Here is a 12878-nt window from a genome sequence, read left to right as displayed (position 1 = left end):
TGCACCGGTCAGATGGCTGGACAACGCCCGTCACCCGGGGGGTGGAGCAAACCCGTTGGGATCGCTCGTCCTGGGCTTTGGAGCTTCCGGATGTCGTGCAGCAGCACAAAATCCTGCCCGGTTGTCAAGCCGCAGCCATAGCCGTTGATGAACTCGTCATAGGCGGACACGATGAACCGATCGGCCGCCTCGTCGGTCTTTTTCGTCCCGGTCGCTACGACAAACGAGTAATTTTCTCGGTTTTCCGGTTTGAGTGGACACACGGGCGGCGGGACCGGCGATAGTTCCGGGGGGAGTCGGCAGACCCCGCGCCGAGCGGTCGAGGAGACGACGTGCACACGAGGCTGCGGCAGTACTCGGTCCTGGTGTCGGTGGTGGCGGTGGTCTCCTCGGCGGTCACGGCCACCGGCGTGCCGGTAGCGGCCGCTCCCCGCGACCTGCCGGCCAGGACGGAGGTGGCGGCACCCCGCGCGGCGGCACCCCTCGTCGACCCACCACCCGGTCCCGCGACCTACGCGTACGACTCGCTCGGACGGGTCGCCGGCGTGGTCGGCGCCGACGGCTCGGTCGCGCGGTACACCTACGACCCGGCGGGCAACCCGTTGTCGGTCGAGCGGCTCGGCACGCCGGCCGTCGCGGTCCTGTCGACCGTGCCCGGCATCGTGCGTCCCGGCGACGCGATGGTGGTGTCCGGCAAGGGCTTCGGCACCACCGCGACGGCCAACACCGTGAAGGTCAACGGTGTCACGGCGACGGTCAAGACGGCCGCCGCCGACCGGCTGACGGTCACCGTGCCGACGTCGGCGACGACCGGCGCGGTCACCGTGACCACGTCGGCCGGCACCGGCACCGGCCCGGTGGTCACCGTCGTCCGCAACGACAAGCCGACCGTCACCGACGTCACGCCGAAGATCGCCGCCGCCGGGTCGACCGTCACCGTCACCACGACCAACTCCGACCCCGAGTTCGCCAACAACCTGGTGCGGGTCAACGGGATGCTGGCCGCGGTCACCGCACGCTCCGGCGGCTCCCTCACCGTCCGGATTCCGCCGGGCGCCGCGACCGGCACCGTGTCGCTCAGCACCCCGGCCGGCACCGGCACCAGCTCGGCCGTGCTGGTCGTGCCGCCCACCGGCATCGACCCGGCGAGCATCGACACCGCCGCGGCCATCACCGCGGGCACCGCGACCCAGGTGCCGGTGGCGGCGCGCAAGTGGGCGGTGCGGTACTTCTCAGCCGCCGACGGGGACCGGTTCGCCTTCTCGCTCAGCGACGGCACCTTCGGCTCCTGCGGCCTGTACGCCCGCGTCCACGACGAGCGCAACCGGCAGACCGCCACCGGCAGCTGCGTCGGCACCGGCGGCTGGATCGACACCGGCCCCACGAGCGGTCCCGGGCTGCGCACGATCTTCCTGCGCAACGACACCGACACCGCCGGCACCACCACGGTGACCGTGCGGAAGGTGCCGGCCGACCTCAACGCCGGCGCGCAGTCCCTGTCCGGCACCGCGAAGGCGGTGACGGTCGCCAACCCCGGCCAGAACGCCTACACGACGTTCTCCGGCACGGCGGGCGGCCGCGTCATCATCCAGACCACCAACGCGTCGTCGCAGTTCGGCTGCTGCGGCCTGTACTGGTGGCTCGTCGCACCGGACGGCACCCGCGTCGGCGACACCAAGTACCCCAACGACACCCTCGACACGACCACCCTGCCGCAGACCGGCACCTACCGCGTCTTCCTCGATCCGGGTGGCGCCAACACCGGGTCGGTCACGGTCAGCGCGTGGTCGGTCCCGGCGGACCTCAACGCGGGCACCCAGCCGCTCGACGGCACCGCGAAGACCGTCACCTTCACCAAGCCCGGCCAGAACGCGTACACGACCTTCGCCGGCACGGCCGGGAACCGGGTCACCGTCCAGTCCACGAACGCGTCGTCGCAGTTCGGCTGCTGCGGCCTGTACTGGTGGCTCGTCGCACCGGACGGCACCCGCGTCGGCGACACGAAGTACGCCAACGACACCCTCGACACGATCACGCTCCCCCAGACCGGCACCTACCGGATCGTGGCCGACCCGTCGTCGGTGCTGATCGGCTCGGTCACGTTCACCGCGTGGACGGTGCCCGCCGACCTCAACGCGGGCACCCTGACCCTCGACGGCACGGCCAAGACCGTCACGATCTCCAGCGCCGGCCAGGACGCCTACGTCACGTTCTCGGCCACGACGGGTCAGCGCGTGCTGTTCCAGTCCCTCGACACGTCCGCCAACCTGGGCTGCTGCGGCGCGACCTGGCAGGTGATCGCGCCGGACGGCACGCGTTTGTCCGACGAGTACATGAACTCCACTGTGGACACGCGCACGCTGCCCCAGACCGGCACGTACAAGATCTGGTTCGGCCCGCGCGGCACCAACACCGGCTCCACGACGTTCAAGGCGTGGACCGTGCCCGCGGACCTCAACGCCGGCACCCTGACGCTCGACGGCACCGGCAAGACCGTCTCGATCACGAACCCGGGCCAGGACGGTTACGTCACCTTCTCCGCGACCGCGGGTCAGCGGGTGATCTTCCAGTCCCTCGACACGTCGGCCAACCTGGGCTGCTGCGGCGCCGCCTGGCAGGTCTTCGCACCCGACGGCACGCGGATCTCCGACGAGTACATGAACTCCACCGTCGACACCAAGACGTTGACGCAGACCGGAACCTACAAGATCTCCTTCGGCCCCTACGCCGCCAACACCGGCTCCACCACGTTCAAAGCGTGGACCGTGCCCGCCGACCTCAACGCCGGCACCCTCACGCTCGACGGCACCGGCAAGACCGTCTCCATCACCAGCCCCGGCCAGGACGGCTACGTCACCTTCTCCGGCACCGCCGGGCAGCGCGTGATCTTCCAGTCCCTCGACACGTCCGCGAACCTGGGCTGCTGCGGCGCCGCGTGGCAGGTGTTCGCCCCGGACGGCACTCGCATGTCGGACGAGTACATGAACTCCACGGTGGACACGAAGACGTTGCCGCAGACCGGAACCTACAAGATCTCCTTCGGCCCCTACGGCACCAACACCGGCTCCACCACGTTCAAGGCGTGGACCGTCCCGGCGGACGTCAACGCGGGCACGATCACCCTCGACGGCACGGGCAAGACCATCTCCATCACCAACCCGGGCCAGGACGGCTACGTCACCTTCTCCGGCACCACGGGCCAGCGAGTGATCTTCCAGTCCACCGACACGTCGGCCAACCTGGGTTGCTGTGGCGCCGCGTGGCAGGTGTTCGCCCCGGACGGCACGCGAATGTCCGACGAGTACATGAACTCCACCGTCGACACCAAGACGTTGTCGCAGACCGGGACCTACAAGATCTCCTTCGGGCCGTACGGCACCAACACCGGCTCGACGACCTTCAAGGCGTGGACCGTCCCGGCCGACCTCGACGCGGGCACGATCACCCTCGACGGCACCGCGAAGACCGTCACGGTCACCAACCCCGGCCAGGACGCCTTCGTCACCTTCTCCGGCACGGCCGGCCAGGCCGTGACCATCGGGTCCAGCAACACCTCCGGCTCGCTGGGCTGCTGCGGCGCGGCCTGGCAGATCATCGCGCCGGACGGACAGCGGTTGACCGACCAGTACATGAACACCGAGGTCACCGGGCGCACGTTGCCGCAGACCGGCACGTACAAGGTGTGGTTCGGCCCCTACGGCATCAACACCGGCGCCACGACCTTCACCGCGCGGACCGCCACCGCCCTCGCCGCGGCGGTCGCACCACCGGCCGAGCAGGCCAAGCAGAACGAGCGGACCGAGCAGGCTCCCGCAGTCACGGCCGTCGCTGAGCCGAAGCACGAGACCAGGACCAAGCCCCAGCTCCTGCCGACGCGGCTGCGGGACGACTCGCTGCGGGTCGACCCCGACCCGGCCTCCCCGAACGCCGCGACGCTGGTCCGCGACGACCGGCTCGACGCGGCCTGGACGCCGGACGCGGGCAACCTCGACGGCCGTGACTGGCTGACGCGGCGCGGCCCGGCCACACCGGTGACCGACCTGACCGCGCCCAAGGGCGTCACCGCGATCAGCGGGCACGTGCTCGGGCTCGACGGCAGGCCGCTGGCCGGCATCCCGGTGCGCGTCGACTCGATCCGCACCACCACCGACGCGAGCGGCCGGTTCCTGCTGTCCGGTGTCCGCGCCAACGCGACCATGATCGTGGTCGACGGGTACGCGGCGGCCACCGGCAAGAGCAGGTACGGCACGTTCCGCATCCACGCCAGGGTCGAGCGGGGCAGGACGACGCCGCTGGACGCGCCGGTGTGGCTGCCCAAGCTGGACATGGCGCACACGGTCAAGCTCGCCGCGCCGACCGCGAACGACACGGTCCTGACCACGCCGGCCATCCCCGGCCTCGAGGTCCACATCCCGGTCGGCACCGTCGTGCGCGACATGGACGGCAAGGTCGTCACGGAGCTGGGCATCACCGCCATCCCGATCGACCGGCCGCCCTACCCGTTGCCGCGCAACGGAATCGTGCCGACGTTCTTCACCGTCCAGCCGGGCGGGGCGACGATCTTCCCGGACGGCGCGAGCGTGGTGTACCCGAACTACACCAAGCTGCCCGCCGGCACCGTCGTCGACTTCTGGAACTACGACCCGGCCGAGAAGCAGTGGTACGTCTACGGCCACGGCAAGGTCAACGCGGACGCCAGCCGGGTGATCCCGGACGAGAAGACCAAGCTGTGGACCCTCGACGGCGCGATGTTCAACACCGGCGGCAACCCGAAGCCGGACAAGCCGTGGTGGCAGGACCTGCTCGACAAGCTCTCCGGTGACCCGGTCGACCTGTCCACCGGTCTGCTGACCGACACCCACACCGATCTCGGCCTCGACGACACGGTGCCGATCGCGCTGAACCGGCAGTACTGGCAGGGCGACAACCACAGCCGCGACTTCGGGCTGAACTCCGGCGCCGACCACAACATGTACCTGGCCTCCGAACAGCAGTACCAGGAGGTCGACCTCTACACCCCGGGCGGCGGGCGCGCGCACTACGTCCGCACCTCGCCCGGCACCGGCTACGGCGACGCGGTGTTCGCCGCGGTCGGCTCCCCCGGCCGCTACACCGGCTCCACCATCGCGCAGGAGAACGGCGACTGGGTGCTGACCCTGCGGGACGGCACCAAGTGGTTCTTCCCCTGGTACAGCAGGCCGCGTGCCATGCGTGACCGCAACGGCAACGAGGTCACGTTCGTGCGGCCGAGCGGCGCCAACGGCGAGGTCACCCAGATCGTCTCGCCCAACGGCCGCTGGATCGGGCTGGAGTACGACGCCTCGGCCCGCGTGATCAGGGCCAGCGACAACATCGGCCGCCAGGTCGGCTACACCTACGACACGGCGGGCCGGCTCGCGACCGTCACCGACCCGGCGGGCAAGGTCACCACCTACACCTACGACACCGCGAACCGGGTCACCGGCATCACCGACGGGCGCGGCAACACCTACCTGAGCGTCGCCTACGACGCGAACGGCAGGGTGTCGCGGCAGGACATCGCCGACGGCGGCTCCTTCACCTTCGCCTACACCCTCGACGCGCAGAACCAGGTCACCGAGACCAGGGTGACCCAGCCGAACGGGTCGGTGCGGCGGGTGACCTTCACCGCCACCGGGATGGTCGCCACCGACACCACCGCCTTCGGCACGTCGCTGGCGCGGACCACCACCTACGAACGCGGCGCAGGCAACCGGCTCGACGCCGTGGTCGACCCGTACGGCCGGCGCGCCGAGTACACCTACGACGCCGCGGACCGGGTGGTGAAGGCGACCGGCCTCGCGGACACCGCGGGCGAGTACACCTCGGCCGAGGCCACCTGGGGGCCGTACGACCAGCCGACGACCACCAAGGACGCGGCCGGGCGCACCAGCACCTTCACCTACGACGCGAAGGGCAACCTGCTCACCGCGACCGACCCGCTCGGCCGCACCACGACCACCACCCGCACGTCGGCGGGGCAGGTCGCGACCCTGCGCGACCCCGCGGGCGCGACCACCACGTTCACCTGGGAGTCCGGCACGCTGACCGGGGTGCGCGACGCGCTCGGCCGCACCGCGACGACCTTCCACGACGCGGCCGGCCGGCCGGTGCTGTGGACCGACGCGGCGGGGGCGCGCAAGCTCGTCGCCTACGACGCGCTGAACAACCCGGTGAAGGTCACCGACGCGCTCGGCGGCGTCAGCACGTTCACCTACGACGCCAACGGCAACCGGACCGCCTACACCGACCCGCGTGGCAAGACGACCTCGTGGACCTACGACAAGGCCGACCGGGCGGTCACCCGCGTCGACCCGTTCAACCGCACCGACACCACCACCTACGACGGCACCGGCCGGGTCACCGCGACGGTCAGCCGCGCCGGGCTGCGCACCGAGATGACCTACGACCAGCTCAACCGGCCGGTCAGCATCAGGTACGGGGTGACCGGCGCCGGCACGCAGCAGTCGAAGATCACCTACGGCTACGACGCCCTGGACCGGCTCACCACGCTCACCGACACGGCGGGCGGCACCACCAGCCAGACGTGGGACTCGTTCGACCGGCTCGCCACCACCACCGGACCCAACGGCACGGTCGGCTACACCTACGACGTCCTCGGCCGCACGACCGGTGTCACGGTGCCGGGGCTGCCCGCCACCACCTACACCTACGACAACGCCGACCAGCTCACCGGCGCGACCCGCGGTGGCGACACGGTCACCGTGACGCGGGACGCGGCCGGGCGGGCCAGCGCGGTCGCGTTGCCGGGCGGCTGGCGGCAGGCCTTCACCCGGGACGCGATCGGGCAGGTCACCGGCATCGCCTACAGCCACAACGGCACCGCCAAGGGCGACCTCGGCTACACCTACGACGCGGTGAGCAGGCGGACCTCGGTCACCGGCTCGCTCGCGAACGTGGCCCTGCCGGCCGCCAGGTCGGACCTGGCCTACGACAACGGCAACCGGCTGGTCTCCGCCGGTGGCACGGCGCTGACCTACGACAACGACGGCAACCTGCTCTCCGACGGCACCACCACCTACACGTGGAACGCGCGCGGCGAGCTGACCGGCACCAGCCGGTCCGGGCTGACCAGCACCAACGTCTACGGCCCCACCGGGGTCCGGGACACCCGCACGGTCGGCTCGGCCACCACCCGGTTCGTCTACGACGGCGCCAACGCCGCGGCCGAGCTCGACGCCGCGGGCACGTTGTCGGCCGGGCTGCTCGCCATGGGCACCGACAAGTGGGCGGGGCGGGCCAAGGCGGGCATCACCGACAGCGTCCTGACCGACGGGCTCGGGTCGCCGCTGGCGCTCGGGCGAGCGGACGGGACACTGGCCGCGACCCAGTCCTACGACCCGTTCGGCGTGCCGGCCACCACCGGTGACGCCCGCGGCTCGGACCTGTCGTTCACCGGGCGGCAGGACGACGGCACCGGCCTGCTCCAGTACCGCGAGCGCTACTACAGCCCCGCGCTGGGCCGGTTCATCTCCGAGGACCCGATCGGCTACCAGGGCGGCGGCAACCTCTACGCCTACGTCGGCAACTCGCCGGCCAACGCCACCGACCCGAACGGCACCAACCCGCTGCTGCTCGGCTGCCTCGGCGGGGCCGCGATGGACGCCGCGATGGACTACGCCGGGCAGCGCCTGTCCGGGCGCAAGGTCGACTGGGGCTGGGGCGGCGTCGGCGGTGCCGCCGCGGCCGGGTGCCTCGGCGGGATGCTCGGCGCCGGGATCGGCAAGTGGCTGTCGAAGGCCGCGGACATGCGCGACATCCAGAACGGGTGGAAGGCGGCGAACGGGAAGGGCTGGCAGCGCGGTCAGGACATCTACTCCAAGACCGCGGCGGGCAACGACCCGGCCTGGTCGACCGTGCGGTCGCGGTACTGGAAGAACGCCGCGGAGCACCCCAGCGCGAGCCGGCAGTGGTCCGACGCCGACCTCGCCAGGATGCGGTCCGGGCAACCGCCCACTCGCTACAATCCCGACAAGGGCGGCATGGAGTCGATGGAGCTGTCCCACGAGCCGATCCCCATGCGCGACGGCGGCAAGCGGGTCGTGCCGCGCTGGCCGCAGGACCACGCGGCCAGGGACCCGTTCCGGCACCCCGGGTACTGACGAGGGACTGTGATGGCCAAGAAGCTGGGCGAGTTGTTCGCCGAGGGGCGGGGTGCGCCCCTCGACGTGGCCGGGCAGCGCGTGACGATGACCTACGAGCTGCCCGACCCCGCCGACGGCCAGACCCTGCGGATCGCGTTCACCGGCGCCCGCCGGGACCGGCGGGAGGGTCTGGTGGTCAAGGCCAGGGGCGGGGTGCTGGAGGTCAACGGCCAGCGGCTCGCCGAGGTGGTGCTGTGGACCGACACCGCACCGCCGCTGGTCGAGCTGACCGTGCGCCGGTCAGGGCGCGGGGCGCTGCTGGTGCGGATGTGGAACACCTGGGTCGACGACGCCGGCGTCGACCAGGCGTGGGTCGGCAACGCGGGGATCGTCGTGGAGGAGACCGGCGACGGGGCGGTGCTGCGGTGCAGCGACGGCTACGACGACCCCTCGTTCGACGACCTCGTGGTCGCGGTCGCCCGGTGATCGACCGCCGCGACCTGCTGGTCGGCGCCGGCCTCGGCACGCTGCTGGCGTGCCTGGGCCTGTCCGGCTGCGGCACACCGGGCACCGACCCGCCCGGCACCCACCCGGTGCTGCGCACCCCGCGTCCGGCCGGGGCGCTGGCCCTGCTGCGGGCACGGGGGACGGACGCCAGGGCGCGGTTGCTCGGCGTGCGCGGCGACGACGTGATGGTCGGCCTCGGCCCGACGCTCGCGGACGTGCCCGTGATGCCCGACTTCCCCGGCGAGACCCTGGACCGCGACCGGTCCCGCACCGACGCGTTCGTCCAGGTCGAGGGGGACGACCGGGACGACTGCGCGGACCGGCTGGCCGAGGTGCTCGCCGAGCTGCCCGGCCTCACGCCGGTGTGGACGGTGCCGGTCCACCGCGACGTCGCCCCGCCGCTGGACGGCAAACACCTGCAGCGCAACCCGTTCGGCTTCGTCGAGGGGCAGACCAACGAGCAGTCGGTGCTGCTGCCCGACGGCGACACCCTCGCCGCGCTGCGCGTCATCCGGCTGGCCCACCCGCTGTGGGACGCCGACAGCGCCGAGGCGCAGGCCAGGATCATCGGCCGCCACCCGGACGGCACCTGGCTCGACGGCACCCCGCCCGGCCGCGTCCCCGACTATGCCGGCGACCCGGACGGTGTGGCGATCCCGCTGAACTCGCACGTGCGCGCCATGAACCCGCGCACCGGGGACACCCCGGCGCCGCGCATGCTGCGCCGGTCGTGGATCTACCAGGAGACCCCTGCCGAGACCGGTGTGGTGTTCATGGCGTTCCAGTCGTCCTTCGAGGACGGCTTCGCCCGCGCACAGTCCCGCCTGGCCTCGGACGCGCTGCACCCGTACCTGCTGACCACGGCGGGCGGGTACTACCGGGTGCCCGCCTGACCCCGGTCCTCGCGTTCTCCCCCGCGCGAGCGGTGCCGTTCCGGTGGCTGCGGTGAGAAGACACCGCTTTCGGGCGTTTCATCCCGGTTGCGCCTGTGAAAGGCGTTCCTGAGTGGATCATCCGATGGTTGAACGGGGTGGTCTTGGGCAACATCACCCGCATGGCATCGGTTGCACTGGCTCGACACGTGTGGCAACGAGCGGCCGCGATGGTCCTGGTCCTGGTCCTGGTGTCGGTGGGCGGTTGCCAGTGGCCGCGCGACGCCGACGGCACCTTGGACCGGGTGCGGGAGGGCACGCTCCGGGTCGGGGTCGCGCACCGCCCGCCGTGGACGATCACGGACGGGAACCAGGCACCGGGCGGTGCCGAGACGGTCCTGGTGCAGCGCTTGGCCGACAGCCTGGGCGCGCGCGTGCAGTGGGTGTCCGGCGGTGAGGCCGAGCTCATGACCGCGCTGTCCGAACGCAGCCTCGACCTCGTCGTCGCGGGGCTGGACGCCGAGTCGCCCTGGGAGAAGGACGTCGCACTGACCACCGACTACCTCACCACGGACATGGTCGTCGCCGTGCCCGCGGGAGCAGCGGCTGACATCACCGGGCAACGGGTGCTGGTGCGGGAAGGCAGCGCCGAGGCCGCGCTGCTGTCCGACGAAGACGCGACCGCCGTCCCCGTCGCCGACGTTCCCGAACGCCCCGGCGGTGCCGCGGTCGTCCCGGACTGGCGGGTGGACGCGGCCGGCCTGACCGACTCCGGCATCCACCTGTCCAGTGCCGACCACGTCATGGCGGTGCCCGCCGGAGAGAACGCCTGGCAGAGCACGGTCGAGCGGTTCCTGCTGGACCTGAAGCCCGACGAGGTGCGCCGGCTGCTGCTCGACGCCCGCCGTGAGGGGGCGTGACATGGCCGCGATCCACGACAGCTTCGAGCTTCCGCCCGACAAGGCGGCGCTGCACCGCCGGGCCGTGCGCCTGGAGTGGTGGACGGTCGCGTTCTTCGTCGTGGCCATCACCGTGCTGGCCGTCGTGCTGGGCCAGTCGCAGGCCATGAAGGCGGCCTGGGTGGAGGACATCCTCGCGCTCGCGCCGCCCATCGCGTTCCTGGTCGCCGATCGCTACCGCAACCGGCCCGTCGACGAGGAACACCCCTATGGGCATCACCGCTCGGTGGCCATCGCGTTCCTGGCCTCCGCCTTGGCACTGCTGATCCTCGGCGGCTACATCCTCGTCGAGTCCGTGCTGCGGCTCGTGCAGGGCGAGCGCCCGCCGATCGGGTTGATCGAGGTCTTCGACCACGCGGTGTGGCTGGGGTGGCCGATGATCGCCGTCCTGCTGGCCACCATGGTCCCCGCGATCCTGCTCGGCCGCGCCAAGACGAAGCTGGCCGCACAACTGCACGACAAGGTCCTGCACGCCGACGCGGAGATGAACCGCGCGGACTGGCTCACCGCCGGCGCCGCCGTCCTCGGCATCCTCGGCATCGGCGCCGGGCTGTGGTGGGCCGACGCCGTCGCCGCGATCATCATCTCCGCCGACATCGTCCGCGACGGCCTGCGCACCACCCGCACCGCCGTCGCCGACCTGATGGACCGCCGGCCCCGCACCGTCACCGACGACCAACCGCACCCCCTGCCCGCTCAGCTCACCGCACTCGCCCTGGACCAGCCCTGGGTCACCGACGCCTGGATCCGGCTGCGGGAAGAAGGCCACGTGTTCGTCGGCGAGATGCTCGTCGTACCCCGGCCCGGCACCGACGACCTCGTCGAACGGCTCGACCGGCTCAGCCACCGGCTGCGCGACGCCGACTGGCGCATGCACGACATCGCCGTCATGCCCGTGCGCGAGATCCGCCGGTGACCCGGCATCCGCTCGCCGCGTGCAACGCCGATCTTGAACACGCGGCCGGGAACTGTCAGGACGACGAGAGGCAGCGCCGCACCGCATCGGCCACCGCACCGGGATCGTCCAACTGCACCATGTGCGACGCTTCTGGCACGATGCGATGAAGGCCATGAGCGGAAAGGGAGGCCATCGATCCGTGGGCGGTGAGGATGTGCAACGCCGACCTCGCACCGCCCAGCGTCCCTCCCGCCGTGAGCACCTGCCACGGCACGTCCGGCAACGGGTGCGTGCGCAACGCGTCCACCTCCACGACCAAAGCGGGATAACCGGCGAGCTCTTCGACCACGGCGGCGGTGGCCGGTGGCCTGCCGAAGAGCCGGAGCAGCGGACCGGCGCAGCGTGCGGCCGGTCCTGCGGCACCCACCCGGAGCAGGGCCTGCGCGAACACGGCGGAGAGGTCGAACGGGCGGCCGACTCCGGGCGGGACGAGGCTGGGGTCCACGAGCACCGCGCCGCGCACGCGTTGGGGACGCAACCGCGCGTACGCCTCCACGTGCAGGCCGGCGAGCGAGTGCCCGACCAGCACGGCCGGGGCTCCGGCGACGTCGAGGACCGCGTCCAGCACCGCCACCTCGCGCCGGGCCGACGGGGGTTCGGACGACGGGGTGCTCGCGCCGGTGCCGGGCCGGTCGAAGCGCAGCACCCGCGCGGACGGGGTGAGCAGGCGGGTCACGGCGTCCCAGTCGGCGACAGCGCCGGCCAGGCCCGAGGTGAGCACCACCGGCGGCGCGTCCGCCGGTCCGTCCACCAGCAGGTGCAGGGTCGATCCCACGACGTTGGCCACGGGACACAGCATGGCGCAAGGATGAGGCGGGCGTGATGCGGGAACTGTTCTCCCGCCGGCCGCACGGGTGGTTGGTCGCTGCCGCGGTCCTGTACTCGTGCTGGCTGCTGGAGCTGGTCCTGCCGACCGGGTTGTCCTCAGTGGACAGCTACGTGAGCGAGCTGCTCGCCGACGACCAGCCGTACCGGTGGCTGTTCCGCGTCACCGACTCGCTGGCCGCCTGCTGCCTGTTGCTCGCCGCCCGCGGGATGCGCGGACGGCTGGTCGTCGCCGCCGTGCTCGTCTTCGCGGGCGCGACCCTCGCCGACACCGCGCTCGCCCTGGACTGCGCGCCAAGCGTCGACATGGTGTGCCGTGCCCGGGAGAGCAGCGGGTCGGTGTCGCTCGGACATCAGTTGCACCAGGTGACGAGCGTGCTGACGTTCCTCAGCGCACTGGTTGCCGCCGTGGGTTTCGCACGGAGCACACGCTGGTGGAGCGCCTGGGTGGTGGCGGTGCTGCTGGCCGTGACGGGGGTGTTGTCCGCGGTGCTGGTCAACCACCCCGGTGCCGGTCTGGTGCAGCGTGTCCAGCTGCTGACCGTCGCGACAGGACTGCTGCTCGGGGCACGGGCGTCGGCCCGGTGGGCTCGCACCGGGCCGGCTGCCCCGCCGCGCGAGCCGCGGTGACACG

At 72.0% G+C, this 12878-nt stretch carries 7 protein-coding genes; 6 read left to right on the top strand and 1 reads right to left on the bottom strand.

Features of this window, described 5'->3' with window-relative positions; translation table 11 throughout:
- The first annotated feature begins 332 nt into the window (after positions 1 to 332).
- From ACVDFE_RS24990 to ACVDFE_RS24970, 5 genes are all read left to right on the top strand, one after another.
- Positions 333 to 8141 carry an RHS repeat-associated core domain-containing protein gene (locus ACVDFE_RS24990; protein ID WP_458432080.1) on the top strand — a complete coding sequence of 2603 codons (7809 nt, stop codon included), beginning with the start codon at positions 333 to 335 and terminating at the stop codon, positions 8139 to 8141.
- A 12-nt stretch (positions 8142 to 8153) separates the two neighbouring features.
- A complete protein-coding gene (locus tag ACVDFE_RS24985; protein ID WP_458432079.1) occupies positions 8154 to 8609 on the top strand; it encodes a hypothetical protein in 456 nt (151 codons plus the stop codon).
- Entirely contained in the window at positions 8606 to 9523 is a 918-nt protein-coding gene (locus ACVDFE_RS24980; protein ID WP_458432077.1) for a Dyp-type peroxidase, read from the top strand. The genes ACVDFE_RS24985 and ACVDFE_RS24980 overlap by 4 nt, the downstream gene beginning before the upstream one ends.
- 161 nt (positions 9524 to 9684) lie before the next feature.
- Positions 9685 to 10422, top strand: a complete 738-nt coding sequence (locus ACVDFE_RS24975) for a substrate-binding periplasmic protein (RefSeq protein WP_458432076.1) — start codon at positions 9685 to 9687, stop codon at positions 10420 to 10422.
- A gap of 1 nt (position 10423) precedes the next feature.
- A complete protein-coding gene (locus tag ACVDFE_RS24970) occupies positions 10424 to 11377 on the top strand; it encodes a cation diffusion facilitator family transporter (protein ID WP_360388474.1) in 954 nt (317 codons plus the stop codon).
- A gap of 55 nt (positions 11378 to 11432) precedes the next feature.
- Here ACVDFE_RS24970 and ACVDFE_RS24965 read toward each other — a convergent pair whose 3' ends face one another.
- A complete protein-coding gene (locus ACVDFE_RS24965; RefSeq protein WP_458432075.1) occupies positions 11433 to 12218 on the bottom strand; it encodes an alpha/beta fold hydrolase in 786 nt (261 codons plus the stop codon).
- 23 nt (positions 12219 to 12241) lie between these two features.
- Between ACVDFE_RS24965 and ACVDFE_RS24960 the strand changes: the two genes are divergently transcribed.
- Positions 12242 to 12874, top strand: a complete 633-nt coding sequence (locus ACVDFE_RS24960; protein ID WP_458434393.1) for a DUF998 domain-containing protein — start codon at positions 12242 to 12244, stop codon at positions 12872 to 12874.
- Positions 12875 to 12878 lie beyond the last annotated feature (4 nt).

Source organism: Lentzea chajnantorensis (assembly GCF_054300775.1).
Note: the sequence above shows the minus strand (reverse complement) of the source record. Positions and strands in the feature narration are given on the sequence as shown.

Bases quoted from the DNA above. Each gene is read 5' to 3' on its own strand.
- ACVDFE_RS24985 (WP_458432079.1), top strand. From the start codon at position 8,154: ATGGCCAAGAAGCTGGGCGAGTTGTTCGCCGAGGGGCGGGGTGCGCCC.
- ACVDFE_RS24975 (WP_458432076.1), top strand. From the start codon at position 9,685: ATGGCATCGGTTGCACTGGCTCGACACGTGTGGCAACGAGCGGCCGCG.
- ACVDFE_RS24970 (WP_360388474.1), top strand. From the start codon at position 10,424: ATGGCCGCGATCCACGACAGCTTCGAGCTTCCGCCCGACAAGGCGGCG.
- ACVDFE_RS24965 (WP_458432075.1), bottom strand. From the start codon at position 12,218: ATGCTGTGTCCCGTGGCCAACGTCGTGGGATCGACCCTGCACCTGCTG.
- ACVDFE_RS24960 (WP_458434393.1), top strand. From the start codon at position 12,242: ATGCGGGAACTGTTCTCCCGCCGGCCGCACGGGTGGTTGGTCGCTGCC.